This is a genomic window from Herbaspirillum sp. AP02, assembly GCF_015767275.1.
In the GTDB taxonomy this organism is placed as follows: Bacteria; Pseudomonadota; Gammaproteobacteria; order Burkholderiales; family Burkholderiaceae_D; genus Herbaspirillum.
Genome location: NZ_JADWMY010000007.1, coordinates 94815 through 111784, shown reverse-complemented (window position 1 = coordinate 111784; position 16970 = coordinate 94815). Strand labels below are relative to the sequence as shown.

General features: G+C 64.1%; 17 protein-coding genes. 3 read left to right on the top strand and 14 right to left on the bottom strand.

Annotated features, from left to right (window positions below; translation table 11 throughout):
• Nucleotides 1–222 precede the first annotated feature (222 nt).
• Entirely contained in the window at nucleotides 223–1470 is a 1248-nt protein-coding gene (locus tag I5R65_RS15350) for a urate hydroxylase PuuD (protein WP_180668484.1), read from the top strand.
• Between the two features lie 147 nt (nucleotides 1471–1617).
• On the opposite strand, the gene puuE is transcribed toward I5R65_RS15350, so the two are convergent.
• The 5 genes from puuE to I5R65_RS15325 form a co-directional block, all read right to left on the bottom strand.
• Complete coding sequence (gene puuE / locus I5R65_RS15345) at nucleotides 1618–2550, bottom strand: allantoinase PuuE (protein ID WP_180668483.1); 933 nt, start codon at nucleotides 2548–2550, stop codon at nucleotides 1618–1620.
• Nucleotides 2551–2614: 64 nt separating this feature from the next.
• Nucleotides 2615–3349 carry an aspartate/glutamate racemase family protein gene (locus tag I5R65_RS15340; RefSeq protein WP_180668482.1) on the bottom strand — a complete coding sequence of 245 codons (735 nt, stop codon included), beginning with the start codon at nucleotides 3347–3349 and terminating at the stop codon, nucleotides 2615–2617.
• A 30-nt stretch (nucleotides 3350–3379) separates the two neighbouring features.
• Entirely contained in the window at nucleotides 3380–4825 is a 1446-nt protein-coding gene (locus tag I5R65_RS15335; RefSeq protein WP_180668481.1) for an NCS1 family nucleobase:cation symporter-1, read from the bottom strand.
• Between the two features lie 230 nt (nucleotides 4826–5055).
• On the bottom strand, nucleotides 5056–5814 hold the full coding sequence (locus tag I5R65_RS15330) for a GntR family transcriptional regulator (RefSeq protein WP_180668480.1): 759 nt from the start codon (nucleotides 5812–5814) through the stop codon (nucleotides 5056–5058).
• A gap of 447 nt (nucleotides 5815–6261) precedes the next feature.
• A complete protein-coding gene (locus I5R65_RS15325; RefSeq protein ID WP_180668479.1) occupies nucleotides 6262–7320 on the bottom strand; it encodes an adenosine deaminase in 1059 nt (352 codons plus the stop codon).
• A gap of 316 nt (nucleotides 7321–7636) precedes the next feature.
• Between I5R65_RS15325 and I5R65_RS15320 the strand changes: the two genes are divergently transcribed.
• Nucleotides 7637–8182 (top strand): hypothetical protein, encoded by a 546-nt coding sequence (locus I5R65_RS15320; RefSeq protein WP_180668478.1) that lies wholly within the window; start codon nucleotides 7637–7639, stop codon nucleotides 8180–8182.
• Nucleotides 8183–8300: 118 nt separating this feature from the next.
• Here the strand turns inward: I5R65_RS15320 and I5R65_RS15315 are convergent, their stop codons facing one another.
• From I5R65_RS15315 to I5R65_RS15285, 7 genes are all read right to left on the bottom strand, one after another.
• Entirely contained in the window at nucleotides 8301–9035 is a 735-nt protein-coding gene (locus I5R65_RS15315; protein WP_180668477.1) for an amino acid ABC transporter ATP-binding protein, read from the bottom strand.
• Nucleotides 9016–9672: an amino acid ABC transporter permease gene (locus tag I5R65_RS15310; RefSeq protein ID WP_180668476.1), complete on the bottom strand. Its 657-nt coding sequence runs from the start codon at nucleotides 9670–9672 to the stop codon at nucleotides 9016–9018. The genes I5R65_RS15315 and I5R65_RS15310 overlap by 20 nt, the downstream gene beginning before the upstream one ends.
• Complete coding sequence (locus tag I5R65_RS15305) at nucleotides 9669–10340, bottom strand: amino acid ABC transporter permease (protein WP_180668475.1); 672 nt, start codon at nucleotides 10338–10340, stop codon at nucleotides 9669–9671. Before I5R65_RS15305 ends, I5R65_RS15310 begins: the two co-directional genes overlap by 4 nt.
• A gap of 164 nt (nucleotides 10341–10504) precedes the next feature.
• Nucleotides 10505–11287, bottom strand: a complete 783-nt coding sequence (locus tag I5R65_RS15300) for a transporter substrate-binding domain-containing protein (RefSeq protein WP_180668474.1) — start codon at nucleotides 11285–11287, stop codon at nucleotides 10505–10507.
• A 57-nt stretch (nucleotides 11288–11344) separates the two neighbouring features.
• A complete protein-coding gene (locus tag I5R65_RS15295) occupies nucleotides 11345–12094 on the bottom strand; it encodes a GntR family transcriptional regulator (RefSeq protein ID WP_180668473.1) in 750 nt (249 codons plus the stop codon).
• A gap of 333 nt (nucleotides 12095–12427) precedes the next feature.
• Nucleotides 12428–13987, bottom strand: coding sequence for a CYTH and CHAD domain-containing protein (locus I5R65_RS15290; protein WP_180668472.1), 1560 nt, complete (start codon nucleotides 13985–13987; stop codon nucleotides 12428–12430).
• Nucleotides 13972–14856: a helix-turn-helix domain-containing protein gene (locus I5R65_RS15285; protein ID WP_180668471.1), complete on the bottom strand. Its 885-nt coding sequence runs from the start codon at nucleotides 14854–14856 to the stop codon at nucleotides 13972–13974. The genes I5R65_RS15290 and I5R65_RS15285 overlap by 16 nt, the downstream gene beginning before the upstream one ends.
• Before the next feature lie 137 nt (nucleotides 14857–14993).
• Here I5R65_RS15285 and I5R65_RS15280 point away from each other — a divergent pair, with 137 nt between their 5' ends.
• The gene (locus tag I5R65_RS15280) at nucleotides 14994–16205 is read left to right on the top strand and encodes an MFS transporter (protein WP_231395187.1); all 1212 of its coding nucleotides are present in this window, start codon (nucleotides 14994–14996) and stop codon (nucleotides 16203–16205) included.
• A gap of 2 nt (nucleotides 16206–16207) precedes the next feature.
• On the opposite strand, the gene I5R65_RS15275 is transcribed toward I5R65_RS15280, so the two are convergent.
• The gene (locus I5R65_RS15275; RefSeq protein ID WP_231395186.1) at nucleotides 16208–16519 is read right to left on the bottom strand and encodes a hypothetical protein; all 312 of its coding nucleotides are present in this window, start codon (nucleotides 16517–16519) and stop codon (nucleotides 16208–16210) included.
• On the bottom strand, nucleotides 16519–16923 hold the full coding sequence (locus tag I5R65_RS15270; RefSeq protein ID WP_180668469.1) for a VOC family protein: 405 nt from the start codon (nucleotides 16921–16923) through the stop codon (nucleotides 16519–16521). The genes I5R65_RS15275 and I5R65_RS15270 overlap by 1 nt, the downstream gene beginning before the upstream one ends.
• Nucleotides 16924–16970 lie beyond the last annotated feature (47 nt).

The following is a 16970-nucleotide window of genomic DNA, read 5'->3' as shown; positions in this document are numbered from 1 at the left end:
TCCGGTCGCTGCCGCGGTTGGCAGCATCATGGCGATGCCGGATCATTCGATCCGGCATTTTTTGTTGGCGCGCCGCCCTGCGTGGCGCGGGCCGGAATTGGCTACACTGTCGGTCCCCGGGTGCATGGATGGCGCGCCCGGAACGGCGGGACGGCAATCCCGGAAATGGATCACCCCTGGTCGTGATGGGGAATGATCGGCGGTACTTGAGAGCGGAACATCATGGAAGCATATCTACTCGACTGGCTGAACCTGCTGCTGCGCTGGCTGCACGTGATCACGGCCATTGCCTGGATCGGTTCGTCCTTCTATTTCGTCTGGCTGGATAACAGCCTGGTGGCGCCCAGCGATCCCGAGCTGAAGGAAAAAGGCGTCGGTGGCGAGCTGTGGGCGGTCCACGGCGGCGGCTTCTACAATCCGCAGAAATACCTGCTGGCGCCCAAGGCCTTGCCCGAGCACCTGCACTGGTTCTATTGGGAGTCCTACAGTACTTGGTTGTCGGGCTTTGCCCTGTTCTCACTGCTGTACCTGTTCAATGCCAACGTGTTCCTGGTGGACCGCAATGTGTTCGACATGTCGGCCTCGATGGCTGGTGGTACCGCCATCGCCTTCCTGCTCTTCAACTGGTTGATCTACGACGCCATCTGCAGCACCATCGGTGACCGCCCCGGTGCGGACCGGCTGGTCAACCTGCTGGTGGGACTGCAGGTGATCGTCTCGGTGTGGGCGGCCTGCCATCTGTTCTCGGGTCGCGCGGCCTTTCTCATCAGCGGCGCCTCGCTGGCCACCATCATGAGCGCCAACGTGCTGATGTGGATCATTCCCGGGCAGCGCAAGATGGTGGCATCGATGCGGGCCGGGCAGGCTCCCGACCCCATCCACGGCAAGCGTGGCAAGCAGCGTAGCGTGCACAACACCTACTTCACCCTGCCGGTGCTGTTCGCGATGCTGTCCAATCACTACAGCATGACCTACAGCGCGCCGCATAACTGGCTGGTGCTGCTGTTCATCATGGCCGCCGGCGCGCTGATCCGGCAGTTCTTCGTGTTGCGCCACAAGGGTGTCACCAACTGGTGGTACCCCGGGGTTGCGGTGGTGCTGCTGCTGGCGGTGATCCTCTGGATGAGCCCGGCGATGCAGGCCACGCCGGCTGCCCCGGCTCCCGCCGCGGCCACTCCTGCTGAGTCCGGTAGTGCAGCGGCCGCGCCATCGGCTGTCGGGTTCGCCCAGGTGCAGCAGGTGATACAGGCGCGCTGCATCCAGTGCCACGCAGCCAAGCCGACCCTGATGCCGGTGCCGGGCAAGGGCGTGTTGCTGGATTCGCCCGACAACATCGCCCAGCATGCGCAGCAGATCTATCAACAGGCCGTGGTACAGAAATCCATGCCACTGGGGAACATGACCCACATCACCGATGACGAACGGGCGGTGATCGGCAAGTGGTTCGAGAGCGGGGCTGCCGTCAGGTGAATGGCCTGGCCCGGCCTGGCCTGGCGCGGTCTTTCCTGACCTTGTCGGCCGGCTGAAAAAATGCCGCCAGCAGAAGCTGGCGGCATCGGTCCTGATCCCGATTCCATGCAGGGCTTCCGGCAACCCGGCAACCCGGCGCCCCGGTCTTCAGCGCTGCGCGAACGGATGTGTCTTCTGCCAGTGCTCGGCGATATCGATGCGCCGGCAGATCCAGACCTTGTCATGTGACTGCACGTAATCCAGGAATCGCTGCAGGGCGCGGAAGCGCCCGGGCCGCCCCAGCAGGCGGCAGTGCATGCCGATGGAGAGCATCTTCGGCGCGTCTTCTCCCTCTTCATACAACACGTCGAAACTATCCTTCAGATACTGGTAGAACTGCTCGCTGGTATTGAAGCCCTGCGGCGTGGCAAAGCGCATGTCGTTGGAGTCCAGCGTATAGGGGACGACCAGGTGCGGACGCTGTTCGCCGCTGGCGGTCTGTACCTCGGTCCAGAACGGCAGGTCATCGCCGTAGTAATCCGAGTCATAGGCGAAACCGCCATGCTCCACCACCAGTTGCCGCGTATTGGGCGAGTCGCGCCCGGTGTACCAGCCTTGTGGCGCGGTGCCGGTGAGTTCGCGGAAAATCTGTACCGCCTCGCGCATGTGGGCGCGTTCGGTCTCGATGTCCATGTTCTGGTAATGAATCCAGCGCAGACCATGGCAGGCGATTTCATGGCCCAGGTCGAGGAAGGCCTGGGTCACCTCGGGAGCGCGCTGCAGGGCCATGGCCACGCCGAAGATGGTCATCGGCAGGCCACGCTTCTCGAACTCGCGCAGGATGCGCCAGACGCCCGCCCGTGAGCCGTATTCGTAGATCGACTCCATCGACATGTGGCGCGCCGGATAGGCGGCCGCACCGATGATTTCGGAAAGAAACTGCTCCGATGCCGGATCGCCATGCAGCACGCAGTTCTCGCCGCCTTCTTCGTAATTGAGCACGAACTGCAGCGCCACCCGCGCCTGGCCGGGCCAGCGTGCGTGCGGCGGGTTGCGACCGTAGCCGGCGAGGTCGCGTGGATAAGTCTGTTGCTGTGACATAAGGTCTTCAATAGGCTGTCAAAAAAAGAAAAACGCAGCGTCCGACTGGGCGCCGCCTCCGGAATCAGGTGCGCGCAAACTCCCGCAGCAAGCCATGGTAAGCCTTTGGCAAAGGCGCTGCCAGCTCGCCGCGCTTGGCCGTGCCCAGGCCCAGCGCCACCAGCGATTCGGCCAGCTTGACCGCCGCGGTCACGCCGTCGATCACCGGCGCGCCAATGTCGCGTCCAATCGCCGCGCACAGCTCCGCCATGCCTGCGCAGCCCAGTACGATGGCCTCCGCACCATCCTCGTCCAGCGCGCGCCGGCATTCGTCGGTAATGCGCGCGCGGGCGTCGGAGGCGGGGTTTTCCAGTTCGAGCACGGCAATCTCGCAGGCCCGCACGTTGCGACAGAAACGCTGCATCCCGTAGCGTTCGGCCAGGTGCCAGGCCATGCCGCTGGTGCGCGCCAGCGTGGTCACCACCGAAAAGGAGGGGGCGATCAGGCTGGCCATGTGCATGGCTGCTTCGGCAATCCCGATCACCGGTCCCCGCGCCAGCTCGCGTGCTGCCGACAGGCCAGGGTCGCCAAAGCAGGCGATCACGTAGGCGTCGTAACCGGCACGCTCGCCACGCTCGATCTCCTGCAGCAGGCCGGGGACGGCCAGCGCTTCATCGTAGTGGCTCTCGATGGAGGCCGGCCCCATCTCAGGACTCACGCCCGTGACCTCGGTGCCGGGCGCCGCCACGGCGCGGGCGCAGAGGGTCATGGCCTCGGTCATCGAGAGGGTGGTGTTGGGATTGATCAGCTTGATGCGCATGGCAGTTCCTTGATGACGTGGCGGTGGTACTCAGCGCCTGCGTGCCAGTTTCAGGTAGAAGATCGCGCCCAGGCCGGCGCCGATGAACCACGAGAAGTCGGCCGCCGCACGCAGTTGCGGCAGCATCACGCAGGCCACGCAGATGGCCGCGGCCAGCACCAGCGCCTTGACTGCATCGCGGTTGACGCCGTTGGTGTACCAGTAACGGCCCTCGGGGCGCATGGTGTAGAGATCCTCGACCTTGACCTCCCGCCGCTTGACCAGGTAGTAGTCGCTGAGCAGGATGCCGTACAAGGGGCCGATGAATCCGCCCAGCACGTCCAGCGTGTAGTGGATCACCTCCGGGTTGCCGAACAGGTTCCAGGGCGTGATGAAGATCGAGGCCGTCGCCGCCATCATGCCGCCGGCGCGCCAGCTGATGCGGCTGGGGGAAAGGTTGGAGAAGTCGAACGCGGCCGAGACGAAGTTGGCCACGATGTTGATGCCGATGGTGGCGATGAGGAAGGTCAGCGCGCCGATCACGGCAGCGGTGGTGCTGTCGATGCGGGAAACGGTTTCCACCGGATCGGTGATCAGTTCGCCGAACACCGCGATGGTGGCCGAAGTGGTCACCACCGTGACGATCGAGAAGGCCAGGAAGTTGACCGGCAGCCCCCAGAAATTGCCGCGCTTCACATCGGCGAAGGTGTGGCAGTAGCGCGAGAAGTCGCCGAAATTGAGCATCGGCCCGGAGAAGTAGGACACCACCAGCGAAATGGCGGTGATCATCACCGATACCGCCGCCCAGCCGCTGTACTTGATCTCGCCCAGGTTCAGGCCGATGTTCTGCCAGCCGGCCTTGTAGATCATCCAGCCAGCCAGGATGAACATGACCACGTAGACGGCCGGACCGGCGAAGTCGATGAATTTCTTGATGGTCTCCATGCCGTTCCAGAACACCAGCGCCTGCAATACCCACAGCAGCAGGAAGCCGCCCCACCCCAGTACGGAGAGCCCGGCGAAGGAATGCACGTGGACATCGGCATAGGGTTTCAATTCCGGGAAGAACTTCAGCACCACCACCACGAAGGCGGCCGAAGCCAGGTAGGTCTGGATGCCATACCAGGCCACCGCGATGAGACCGCGGATCATGGCCGGCACGTTGGCCCCCAGCACCCCGAAGGACAGTCGGCTCATGACCGGATAGGGCACGCCATGCGCCTGGCTGGGACGTGCCACCAGGTTGCACAGCAGGTAGACGATGCTGATGCCGATCAGCAGCGAGATCAGCACCTGCCAGCTGGTCAGGCCCAGTGCGAACAGGCTGCCGGCGAAGACGTAGCCGCCCACGCTGTGTACGTCGGACATCCAGAAGGCAAAGATATTGTAGGAACCCCAGGTCTGCTTTTTCAGCGGGGCAAGGTCTTCATTGGTCAGCCTGGCATCGTCGGCGTGGGCGAGGTTGTGGCGCTGGGCGGGGGATGAGTCGGTAGTCATGGGCCGGTCTCCATCAGAGAGAAAGGTTGGGTGTGGCGAACCTGGCCCGGCACGGGCCGGGCAGTTCGACGGACTTCCTGCATGCTCTTGGCGGCATGGTGGTGGTCACACGGTCGGTACTGCGACGAGCCGCGCGACGTGGCCCTTGTGTTGCTCACTTCCTTTTCCTAATTCCTGACTTCTTCCTCACTGTGGAGGATGTCGAAGTCAGTGTGCGCGCCGGCCTGCGGTCACAGTCCCTTGCCGAGCACGGCACGCAGATCGAACTGGTCATCCGCATCCGGCCGTACCCGGTCCTCGCACAAATGCAAGTGATGTGCCATATGCGACTGGGCTGCGGCAACGTCGCCCTGTTCCAGCGCTTCCAGCACGGTCTCGTGTTCATCGAAGGAACAGGCGTTGTGGCCCGGTGCCTCCGTCTTGGCAATCATCAGCGTAGTGCGCGAGACCAGCTTGCGCAGCGTCTCCACCAGCAGCGCGTTGCCCGTCAGTTCGGCCAGCGCCAGGTGGAACTGGGCCGACAGCCTGATCCAGCGCGGCCGGTCGCCGTTGAGATAGCAATCCCGCTCTTCTTCCACCATGCGCCGCAGGCCGGCGATCTGGCGCGTTCCGGCAGCCTGTCCGACCTTCTCCAGCACCGCATGTTCGAGGATGTTGCGCAGCTCGAACATGTCGCGTACCTCGGCGTGCGAGGGACTGGCGATGAAGGCGCCGCGATTGGCCTCCAGGTCCACCATGCCCTCCGAGGCCAGTCGCGAGAGCACCTTGCGCACCGTGTGGCGCGCCGTGTCGTAGATCTGGCACAGCGTCTGCTCGGTCAGCTTGGTCCGCGGCGGCAGGCGGTGTTCCATGATGGCGTCGTAGATGTCCTGGTACATCCTTTCCTCGACCGCCCCGGTGTGTTCGCGCTCGCGGGCGCTGGTACCGGAACTGGCACTGGCACGTGTGGCAGGGGCAGGGGGGCGGGCGGTCTTGTTGGCTTTGTTCATGATGATCGTGCTCTGGCTGGTCATTCTGGTCTGGAAGGTCTTTGCCGGATGACGAGAAAGTGCAAGGATCGTCAACAATCTCGGAACAGATATGCAACAAAATGGGGCTTATTCTGCACCAAAAAGAAAGGGATGTGTCCCCCTTTGGTTCAGTCATCCTCGGTGTTTCGATGCTGCAATGCAGCGCCGGTCGGCCTTTGCTGCCATGAGGGCCAGTGGTTGCCGGCATGTTGCAGGGCATGATCTTCGTTCCCCGGATTGTCGGCAATTCATCTCGGAATTTCCGGCAAAAATCCTGCTCGATGGCGTAGTCCAGTTGCCGCCATTCACGGACGGGACGGTTGCCAATTCAATGCCACACGTATGCAAGAAGCGTGCTTGCCAGCGCAGCGCCCAAAGAAAACGCCCGGCCAGGGCCGGGCGTGGGAGGCAGAAAGCGGGCTGCGATCAGTGGGCGGCGGCGTACTGTTCCAGTTCCTGGTGCAGGATGCCCTTGTCCTCGTCGGACAGGAAGCAGGCATCGATGCCATTGCGTGCCAGTTGCAGCACCTGTTGGCGCGACAGCTCGAGCGAACGCGCCACGGCGTGGTAGTTGGCGTTCATGTAGCCGCCGAAGTAGGCCGGGTCGTCGGAGTTGACCGTCACCGCCAGTCCGGCGTCGAGCAGGCGCGCCAGGTTGTGCTCGGCCATGTCCTTGACCACGCACAGCTTCAGGTTGGACAGCGGGCACACGGTCAGCGGCGTGCGCTGCTGCGCCAGGCGCTGCATCAGGGCCGGGTCTTCCTCGCTACGTACGCCGTGGTCGATGCGCTCCACGTGCAGCACGTCCAGCGCGCCGATGACGTAGGCGGCCGGGCCTTCTTCGCCGGCATGGGCCACCAGGCGGAAGCCCAGTTCGCGGCAACGCCCATAGACACGTTCGAATTTCTCCGGCGGGTTGCCGCGCTCGGAGGAGTCCAGGCCGATGCCCAGCCACAGGTCGGCATATTGTTCGCGCAGCGGCAGGGCGGCTTCCAGGGTGGCAAAGGCATCTTCCTCCGACAGGTGGCGCAGGAAGGACATGATCATCACGCTGCCGAAACCATCGCGGCGACGCGCATCGCGCAGTGCACCGGCAATGCCGGCAAACACGGTGGTGATCGGAATCCCGCGTTCGGTGTGGGTCTGCGGATCGAAGAAGATCTCGGCGTGACGCACCTGGTCGGCCTGTGCGCGGGCGATGTAGGCGGCCGTCATGTCGTAGAAGTCCTGCTCGGTGCGCAGCACGTTGGCGCCGGCATAGTAGAGATCGAGGAAGGACTGCAGGTCACTGAAGTTGTAGGCGGCGCGCAGCGCTTCCACTGAGGCGTAGGGCAGATCGACCTGGTTGCGCTGGGCCAGGGCGAACATCAGCTCGGGTTCCAGCGTGCCTTCGATGTGCAGGTGCAATTCGGTTTTCGGCATGCCGGCGATGAAGCCATCGAGGGCGGCGCCGGTGGCGGTGGAGGAAATGACTGCTGAGCTCATGGAAACGACCCTTCATAAATGGCGGAAACAGCGGAGGCGGGCACAGGCTGGCCCCGGGCCAGTTCAAGCCAGCGGGGTTCGCGCCAGTGTGGCCGCCTTCCGGACCCCGCATTATCGCGCAAATCCCATACCGGGCTCCATTCCAGCTCCATCCGGGCTTCATCTGCGTAGGCGACGCTGAACCATCCTCGTGGGCCGGGCTCTTAATGGCAGCGTACCAGCCATCCCGCCCGGCGGGACTGTGACGGGGATGCAAGGAAATATCGCCAGCGACGGGCAAGACATGATTAAATGCTAAGCTTCTTGGGGGAAACGAATGCGCAACACGATCAGGGGTACCGTGCAGTGGATGTTGACCGGAACCATGCTGGCCACCATGGCCGGCTGTTCCATGATGCCGTGGACCGAAGAGGAGGACCCCACCGTGGTCCCCTACAAGACCATCCTCAGCGGTTCCTACCAGGGCTTCTTGCAGAACTGGGACGACCAGCGCCAGCCGGTCTTCTGCGCCCTGATCCGCAGCCGCAGCGAATGGGACCGCTGGATGCAGCCGGCCCCGACCAACGGTGACAAGCGCCCCACCGGCCCCTCGGCCGATCACTTCGAACGCAAGCAATACCTGCTGGTGGCCCGCACCATGAGCGCCCCGGATGCGGCCGAACGTCCGCATGTCTTCACGCCGCTGTCGGTGCGCCTGCGCGATGGCCGGCTGCGCCTGAACTACCTCTATCGCGCCCCGGCCTCGGGCGCTTCCTACCGCATCAAGGATTACCTGATGGTGGCCATTCCCAAGGAACGCTTCACCACCGGACCGGTGGTGTTCTATGAGAATGATCGCAAGGTGTGTGAGATCGAACGCTGATCACGCGTCTCGGCTCGGCTTGAGCGCTTTCATTGGCATCAAATAAAAACACCCCAGGTCCGGAAAATCTTCCGTACCTGGGGTGTCTTCTATCCGGCAATCGATGCAGTGCAGTCGCTCAGGCGCCCTGCGTCATGCCGATGAACTGCTGCAGTTCCGGGGTCTTCGGATTGCCGAACAGTTCTTCCGGCGGTCCGATCTCATGGACCTTGCCCTGGTGCATGAAGACCAGGCGATTGCAGACCTCGCGGGCGAAGCGCATTTCGTGGGTCACCATCAGCAGGGTCATGCCTTCCTTGGCCAGACCGCGCATGACGGCCAGCACTTCATTGACCAGTTCCGGGTCCAGTGCCGAGGTGATTTCGTCGCATAGCAGGGCCTGCGGGCTCATCGACAGCGCGCGCGCAATCGCCACGCGCTGCTGCTGGCCGCCCGAGAGCTGGTCGGGAAAGGCGTCGAACTTGTGACCCAGGCCGACCTTTTCCAGGTTGGCCTTGGCCGTGACCATGGCCTCGGCTTCGGACGTACCCTTGACGATCATCGGCGCGATCATCACGTTGCGGCCCACCGACAGGTGCGGGAACAGGTTGAACTGCTGGAAGATCATGCCGACCTTCAGACGCAGGTTGCGCAGTTCCAGTTCGCTGGCACCCAGCTTGGCGCCGGCCACGCTGATGTTGCCTTCGTCGATGCTCTCCAGGCCGTTGATGCAGCGCAGGAGGGTGGACTTGCCCGAGCCGCTCTTGCCGATGATGGCGATCACTTCGCCGGGCTCGACGTCCAGGCTGATGCCCTTGAGGACCTCGTTGTCGCCGAAGCGTTTCTTGACGTTGTCAATGGCGATGAGCGGCATTGTATTTCCTTTCTAAAGACTGGCTGTACTTGGACAGCGGCCAGCAAAGCACGAAGTAGAAGGCGCCCACGATGGCAAACACCGTGAAGGGGCGGAAGGTGGCGTTGGTGATGACGGTGCCGGCCTTGGACAGTTCGATGAAGCCGATGATGGACGTCACCGCGGTGGACTTGATGATCTGTACGCCGAAGCCGACGGTGGGGGCGATGGCGATGCGGAAGGCCTGCGGCAGCACGATGTGGCGCATCTGCTGGAAGTAGCCCATGGCCAGCACCGAGGAGGCTTCCCACTGCCCCTTGGGTACGGCTTCCACGCAGCCGCGCCAGATTTCGGCGAGATACGACGCGCTCCAGCACATCAACGCCAGTCCTGCCGCCAACCAGGCCGGCACTTCGATGCCGAACAGCGCGATGCCGAAGAAGACCAGGAACAACTGCATCAGCAGCGGCGTGCCCTGGAACAGTTCGATGTACAGCCGTGCGACCTGGCGCAGCCAGTTCTGGCGGGAGGTGCGCATGAACAGGATGATCAGGCCCAGCGTGCCGCCGAGCATGAAGGTGACCAGCGACAGCAGGATGGTCCAGCGCCATGCCAGCATCAGGTTGCGGACGATGTCCCAGGTGGTGAACGAGATCATGCGGTCCTCCGGGCGGTGATGAAGGTTTGACCGATCAGGCGCAGCAGCTGACGCAACAGGACCGACAGGACCAGGTAGATGGCGGTGGCCACGATGTAGGCCTCGAAGGCGCGGAAGTTGCGGCCCTGGATATAGTTGGCGGCGAAGGACAGTTCTTCCACCGCGATCTGCGAGCACACGGCCGAGCCCAGCATCACGATCACCACCTGCGAGGACAGCGCCGGCCAGATCTTCTGCAGCGCCGGGCGCAGGATGATGTGGCGGAAGATCTGCATGCGCGACATCGACAGCGATTGCGCCGCCTCGATCTGGCCGCGCGGGATTGCCTGCACGCCGGCGCGGATGATTTCGGTGCTGTACGCGCCCAGGTTGATCACCATGGCCAGGATGGCAGCGCTGATTTCACTGATGTGCACGTTCAGCGAAGGCAGGCCGAAGAAGATGAAGAACAATTGCACCAGGAAGGGCGTGTTGCGGATCATCTCCACATAGGCGCTGACGATGGGCTTGAGCCAGCCCGGTCCCTGCGTGCGCGCCCAGGCGCCGAAGATGCCCACGGCCACGCCGAGCACGCCGCCGATGGCAATGAGCTCGATGGTGGTCACCACACCCTTGACGATGATGTCGGTGTAGTCGAGGGTGGAAAGGAAATCGAATTGATAAGCCATGATGTCGTGTCTGCCCTGCCTTTATGGTGCTGCGTGCTGCCGGGTTGTCCGCCTGCCCTGCGATGGTGCTCTTGCTCTGGATGCGTATGTCTTGTGCTGCCTGCATCGCCGGTTCCGGGCGGAATCGGACCGGCGATGCAGGGTACTGCGGGGGCTATTGCAATTTACAGGCCAGCCGGCAGCGGCAGGCCCAGCCACTTCTGCGAGATGGCGTTGAGGCTGCCATCCTTCTTGGATTCGGCCAGGATCGCATCGACCTTGTCCTGCAGCTTCTTTTCACCCTTGTTCAGACCGATGAAGCAAGGCGAATCCTTGATCAGGAACTTGGTTTCGGGCTTCTTGGGCGGGTTCTTGGCGATGATGGCCGCAGCCACCACGTTGCCGGTGGCCACCAGTTGCACCTGACCGGAGAGGAAGGAACTGATGGTGCTGTTATTGTCTTCGTAGCGCTTCACTGTCGCAGTGGGCGGGACGATCTTGGTCAGTTCCAGGTCTTCCACCGAACCACGGGTGACCGCAATGGTCTTGCCGGCCAGGTCGGCGGCGCCCTTCACCGACAGGTCGGACGGGCCGAACACGCCGTTGAAGAAGGGGGCATAGGCGGTCGAGAAATCGATCACTTTCTCACGCTCTGCGTTCTTGCCCATGCTGGAGATGACCAGGTCGACCTTCTTGGTGGTCAGGTAGGGGATACGGTTGGCGCTGGAGACCGGGATCAGCTCCACCTTCACGCCCAGCTTCTTGGCGATCAGAGTGGCCACGTCGATGTCCAGTCCCAGCGGCTTGAGGTCGGAGTCGACCGAGCCGAACGGCGGGAAGTCAGCCGGCACGGCCACGCGCAGCGTGCCGTTTTTCTGGATATCGTCCAGGGCGTCGGCACGGGCAGCCGAAGCGGAGAACATCATGGCGCCGGCCATCAGGCCGAGCAGGAGTTTGGTCAGTTTCATAGCAGTTTCCCTAGGGTTGACGACGTTGATGAGTGGCCCTGCGCACGGTGCTGGCGCTTACTGCGGCCGTTTGCCTGGCGGGCTGGAGGCGCCGGTCTCCGGGGCGGTCCCCTGCCGCGAGACCGATGCCAGAGCCTGCCGCAGCGGTTCCAGCGGATCGCTGCTGCGCACCTGGTTGAGACCTGATTCCACGTGTTGCAAGTGGACGTGCATCAGGTGCTCAGCCTGTTCCATTTCGCCGCGTTCCAGCGCCTCGACGATCAGGACATGTTCCGAACACGAATCCTCCGCCTGCTCCGACGACTGGTGCAGCATGGCCGTCAGCGTGGTGCGGGCGGTCAGGTCGCGCAGCGTTTCCGACAGCAGCGAGTTGCCCAGGCATTCGCACAGGCAGACGTGGAAGTCGCCCAGCAGATAGCTGCGCGCCCCGACGTCGGCGCCGGCAATGGCGGCTTCTTCGCGAGCGATGTGCTCGCGCAGTTGCCGGATTGCCGCGCCGCTGACCGGACGTACCCGCGCCTGTCGCAGCAGACCCAGCTCGATCACGCGGCGCGCCTCGAAGGCCTCGCGCGCCTGCTCCGGCGTGGGTTCGATGACGAACCAGCCGCGCCGCGCACTGACCGTGACGATGCCGCGTGCCATGAGCCGCGTCAGTGCCTCGCGTACCTGGGTACGCGAAACGCCGAACAGGTCGGCCAGTTGCTGCTCGCCCAGCCGCGTACCCGGCGCCAATTGCTTGGCGAGGATGGCCTCGGTGATGCGGATCGCAATCTGCGACGACGACTTGACGGAAGGATTGGTGCCCATGTCCCCTCATCAGCAAGTTGTGTGCCACGCTGATATACAAGATTGGCATACAACACCCGGCGACGATTATTGGCGGTGAGATCCTTGTGTGGCAAGGGTTTTCGCGGAGCGTGGTGCAGGAGGGGGACAGCGAGGGTGAAGGGTGTTGCAGTGCGGTATCACGGGGAGTGAAGCGTGTTTATGCATGCGCCGCTGCTTTTTGGTGCAGGAAAAGGTGTGCCGGGGTAGTCGATGCTGCCCCGGTTTTGTGCATTGCATTGTCGCCATGCCATCGTTGGTGGATGGCGACGATGCATGTCGGCTATGGCTACGCGATCAAAGACGGCGCGCGTTTCACTTCGGCAAGTCCTGCGCCTGCCATTTCTTCCAAAGGCGCCGTGTCCGCGCATGACCATCCCCAGCATGTCCGCTCAGGAAGCCGCGGACCCAGGCAACGCTGGGCGCCAGCCGGGCCTGTTTGCGCTGCAGTTGCTGCAAGAGGGTGTCGGCCATGACCAGGTCGTTCTGCAGGCCGAGCTGATCCTGCAGGCGTGCCAGCGCCTTGAGATAGGGGCGACTCTCCTTCTCGCCATACAGGGCCAGGAAGAATTCGATGTCATAGCGCATCTTCTTGGCGGCGATGCGGGTGCGGTGGCGGGCGCGGTCACTTTCTTCCAGGTGCGCGCCGCGCTTGTTCAGGCGCTTTTCATCCTGGCGCAGATGCTGTCGGGAAAAGCGTGCCACGGGCTGCTCCAGGGCTTGCCGGGTATCTCCCGTGGCGGTCGTGCGCCAGCCGGCCTGCAGCAGCCAGCGACTGAATTGCAGCACCAGTGCGGTGTAGCGCGGCGAGGCCACGGTCTCGACCGCCTGCGCATGTTGCTTGCGCGCCTGCATCAGGGCGGCGTGGCGTACCGCCTCAAGATCAATCCCCGCGTTGCTGTCTGCGGCCAGGCCCGGCAGGGTGGACAGGGTCTGCGTGGCCAGCACGTCCCAGTCGCGGGCATGGCCGATGGCTTCGGCGATCCAGGCGAATTCCTGCTCCAGTGCGGCGGGCAGGGCGATCACTTCGCTGAACAGGCTGAAGGCTGAACGCAGGCGCCGCAGGCCTACGCGCATCTGGTGCAGTCGTTCGATGTCGCCGCTGTCCTGGTCGGCAATGTCGTTGGCCTGGATCTGCGCCACGCAATTGCCCACCACTGCGAGGAAGGCCTGTTCCACCGGCATCTTGCGCGCCAGTTGCAGCGCCGTCGCGCGACTGGCGGAAGAGACTGGCGCCGCATCGCCGCGCCGCGCCTGATGGAACAGCGTATAGCCGCGCTGCGCCTTGCTCTGGATGCCGATGCGCAAGGGCAGGTCCCGCAGCAATTGCAGCGCGAAGTCGAACAGGGCGTTGACGTCACCGCTCTTGAGCTCCAGTTCGATCTCGCACACCGGCGACTGCAGCGTGCCGTGTTCCACCGTCCCCTGGTCCAGTACGCATTCCACTTCGGTGCCGTCTTTCAGTCGCAGGTCCCACACCATGCGCTGGATGCGGGTGCTGAAGATGGGCGTGATACGCGTTGCGACCTGCTTGGACAGGACCTTGGCGACCCGCTCGTCATCGTGGGCGACCAGTGCACGCAGTACGGACAGGTCGGGCATCTCCGCTGCCACCTGCGACTCCCACTCGTTGCGCTGATGCAGCCCGCCGGACACACCGCCACCGGCCTTGAGGGTCTGGATGAATTCACTGCCGGTGCGGCGCACCCGCAAGCCGGCATCGTGACCACGCAGCAGCAGGTCGGGGGTATCGAAGTAGGTACCGGTCTGGTCCTTGATGCGCGGTGCGGCCAGGGCATGGCGCTTGATCAGCGGATGGCGGATGAAGGCCTTGGTATGTTCCGGGGCGAGCAGCAGTTTCAGTTCGGTTTCCATGAGGGGGTCCGTTTCGGTTGGAAGTAGGGGGCCGTCGGCAGCGGGGGCGACGGCGGCGGCACATGCGCCTGGCGCTGCGCCATGTAGCGCGCCGGCGGCTTGCCCAGGGTCTTCTTGAACATGGTGATGAAGGCGCTCACCGAGTCATAGCCCAGATCCTGCGAGACGCGTTGCACCGAACTGCCCGAAGCCAGGCGCTGCAGCGCCACCATCAGGTGGATCTGGCGCCGCCAGCGGCCAAAGCTCATACCGGTCTCGGCCTGGACGAAGCGCGCAAAGCTGCGTTCGCTCATGGCGTGGCGCTGGCCCCACTCGGCCACGGTACTGCGGTCGGCCGGCTGTTCGGCCAGGCGTCGGGCGATCTCGCGCAGGCGCGAATGCTGGGGCATGGGCAGATGCGGCGGCAGGTACGCGGGCAGGGCCTGGCGCTGGCTGTGCTCCAGTTCTTCCACCAGCACCGCCGCCAGGCGCGCGGTGCGTTCATGGGGGGCATAATCCTGCGCCTGCTCGGCCAGGTGGCAGATCATCTGCACCAGCAGGGGCGTCAGTGCCAGTGTGCAGCAGGCGGCGGGCATGCGCGCCGCCTCGGGGTCGATGAACAGGAAGCACAATTGACCATCCAGCGTGACCCGGTTGCTGTGCGGCACCCCGGCCGGAATCCAGACCGCCGATTGCGGTGGCACGATCCACATCCCCTGCGCCGTCTCGCAGGTGACCGCGCCGTGCAGCGCCACCACCAACTGGCCCTTGCGATGGCTGTGGAAGGGCGTTTCCCGCTCACTCTCGTTGGTATGCACGCGCAACGCCGTCACGGCAGCGGCCAGGCGGTCCGGATCGTGTTCGACGAGGCTGGCGTAGAGCGTGGGCATACGAGAGGTCATACGGCGGCAGGGCAGGTGGGTTGACCGTTTTTAGCAATATCCTGGCATTGTAGCCAAATACATCCACACCGCGATTGGCTAAGCTTGGCGCTTCATCTTTCCGCGTCACCTTCCCGCTCGCCGCCATGCACGCTACCGACACCGATTCTTCCTCCCCAGCCGCCGCGCCGCCGGCTGTCCGCCGCGCTGCTCGCCTGTGGCTGGTGGCCGGCATCCTGCTGATCGCCGCCAACCTGCGCGCCCCGGTCACGGCCGTCGGGCCGGTCATGGAACTGTTGCAGCAGACCTTTGCGCTCTCGGCAGGGGCGGCCGGACTGATGCTGACCTTGCCCCTGCTGTGCTTTGCGCTCATTTCGCCACCGGCCGCGCGGCTGGCCCGAAGCCTGGGGCTGGAACGCGCCCTGTTGCTGGCCTTGCTGCTGATCGCTGCCGGCATCGTGTTGCGCTCGACCGGGTCGATGGCCGCGCTGTTGGTGGGGACCTGCATCATCGGCTGTGGCATCGCCGGCGGCAATGTCCTCCTGCCCAGCCTGCTCAAGCGTGACTTCCCCGACCAGCTCACGCGCATGACCGCGATCTATGCCCTGACCATGGGCGGCGCCTCGGCGCTGGGCTCGGTGTGTGCGGTGCCGCTGGCCGGCACCCTGGGCTGGTCATGGGCGCTGGCGACCTTCATCGTGCTGCCGCTGGTGGCGATCCTGGTCTGGCTGCCCCAGTTGCGCCGCGCCACCCGCCCCGCTGCGATGCCGGCCCGCGCTGCGTCCATGTGGCGCCAGCCGCTGGCCTGGCAGGTGACCTTTTTCCTCGGTACCAATTCGCTGGTGTATTACGTGGTCACCGCCTGGCTGCCTTCGATACTCGCGGCCAATGGTCATAGCGCGGTCGAGGCCGGCAACCTGCATGGTCTGATGCAACTGGCCTCGGCCTTGCCGGGTTTGCTGCTGATACCGCTGGGTGGACGCATCCGCGACCATCGTCCGGTCGCGGTGGGCATGTCGGCCGCCACCGCGCTGAGCCTGGTCGGCCTGATTGCCTGGCCGCAGGCCTCGATTGTCTGGGTGCCGCTGTTTGGCTTCGGCACCGGTGCGGTGCTGATCCTGGGCCTGGCCTTCGTCGGCACGCGCGTCTCGACGCCATCCCAGGCCGCCGCCCTGTCGGCGATGGCGCAAAGCGTGGGTTACCTGCTGGCCGCCGCCGGCCCTATTCTCATGGGTCGTCTGCACGATGCCAGCGGTCAGTGGACCGTGGTGCTGGCCTTGTGCGCGGCCGGTGCGGTACTCATGGGGATGCTGGGATGGCTGGCCGGCAAGCCGGGCCGGGTGATCGCCTCTCCTTGACGCTAGTCCACGGCATCGACGGCATGCTGACAAGACCTGACTGACCAGTCTACAGTGGCATGGTCGATGGCGGCATGCACGGGTGAACCGGCCAGCTCGGTGACGATGCCCCGGGCCGCCCGCTGGCCGTTAGCGACAGAGGTCCACAGGAGCATGTCGACGACCATCCCGTCGTCCTGCACACAGATGCGCCGCAGGATGAATCCCGGCTGTTGCCTGAGCCATTCGTCGACATCGGCATTGGCCGCGATGAATTGCTTCATCGTCACGCCAGCTGCGAGGTGAAAGCGCGTGATCTCGATTGCCTGCGCCATCATGCCTCCGGGTGTTGCCAGCTCTTGTAGACGAACTCCAGGCTGTAGCCATCCGGGTCCAGCACATTGGCAGCGTAGTAGCGTGGATCGTAATAGGTGCGTGTTGCCGGCGCGCCATTGTCGGTAGCACCGGCGGCCATTGCCGCCGCATAGGCTGCCTGTACTTCATCACAGCTATTGGCGACAAAGCCGACGTGGGCGGCCTGTCCTTCTACCTTGCCCTCGCGTAACCAGAAGAACATGCGCCCATGGGCGCCGAAGCCTTTCAGGTCAGGGTGTCCTGGCGGACCATCCTTGCCGTCATAGTCATGGCGTGCAGTGATGCCCAGTGGCGCCAGGGTCGCCGTGTAGAAGGAGATCGAGCGTTCAAGGTCGCTGACCGACAGAAATAGGTGATCCAGCATGGCGTGGTTTCTTTCGTGAACCAAGGTTTGTCGGGAGCCTCCAGCTT

Coding starts and splice junctions, on each gene's coding strand:
- I5R65_RS15350 (WP_180668484.1), top strand. CDS start 223: ATGGAAGCATATCTACTCGACTGGCTGAACCTGCTGCTGCGCTGGCTG.
- puuE (WP_180668483.1), bottom strand. CDS start 2,550: ATGTCACAGCAACAGACTTATCCACGCGACCTCGCCGGCTACGGTCGC.
- I5R65_RS15340 (WP_180668482.1), bottom strand. CDS start 3,349: ATGCGCATCAAGCTGATCAATCCCAACACCACCCTCTCGATGACCGAG.
- I5R65_RS15335 (WP_180668481.1), bottom strand. CDS start 4,825: ATGACTACCGACTCATCCCCCGCCCAGCGCCACAACCTCGCCCACGCC.
- I5R65_RS15330 (WP_180668480.1), bottom strand. CDS start 5,814: ATGAACAAAGCCAACAAGACCGCCCGCCCCCCTGCCCCTGCCACACGT.
- I5R65_RS15325 (WP_180668479.1), bottom strand. CDS start 7,320: ATGAGCTCAGCAGTCATTTCCTCCACCGCCACCGGCGCCGCCCTCGAT.
- I5R65_RS15320 (WP_180668478.1), top strand. CDS start 7,637: ATGCGCAACACGATCAGGGGTACCGTGCAGTGGATGTTGACCGGAACC.
- I5R65_RS15315 (WP_180668477.1), bottom strand. CDS start 9,035: ATGCCGCTCATCGCCATTGACAACGTCAAGAAACGCTTCGGCGACAAC.
- I5R65_RS15310 (WP_180668476.1), bottom strand. CDS start 9,672: ATGATCTCGTTCACCACCTGGGACATCGTCCGCAACCTGATGCTGGCA.
- I5R65_RS15305 (WP_180668475.1), bottom strand. CDS start 10,340: ATGGCTTATCAATTCGATTTCCTTTCCACCCTCGACTACACCGACATC.
- I5R65_RS15300 (WP_180668474.1), bottom strand. CDS start 11,287: ATGAAACTGACCAAACTCCTGCTCGGCCTGATGGCCGGCGCCATGATG.
- I5R65_RS15295 (WP_180668473.1), bottom strand. CDS start 12,094: ATGGGCACCAATCCTTCCGTCAAGTCGTCGTCGCAGATTGCGATCCGC.
- I5R65_RS15290 (WP_180668472.1), bottom strand. CDS start 13,987: ATGGAAACCGAACTGAAACTGCTGCTCGCCCCGGAACATACCAAGGCC.
- I5R65_RS15285 (WP_180668471.1), bottom strand. CDS start 14,856: ATGCCCACGCTCTACGCCAGCCTCGTCGAACACGATCCGGACCGCCTG.
- I5R65_RS15280 (WP_231395187.1), top strand. CDS start 14,994: ATGCACGCTACCGACACCGATTCTTCCTCCCCAGCCGCCGCGCCGCCG.
- I5R65_RS15275 (WP_231395186.1), bottom strand. CDS start 16,519: ATGGCGCAGGCAATCGAGATCACGCGCTTTCACCTCGCAGCTGGCGTG.
- I5R65_RS15270 (WP_180668469.1), bottom strand. CDS start 16,923: ATGCTGGATCACCTATTTCTGTCGGTCAGCGACCTTGAACGCTCGATC.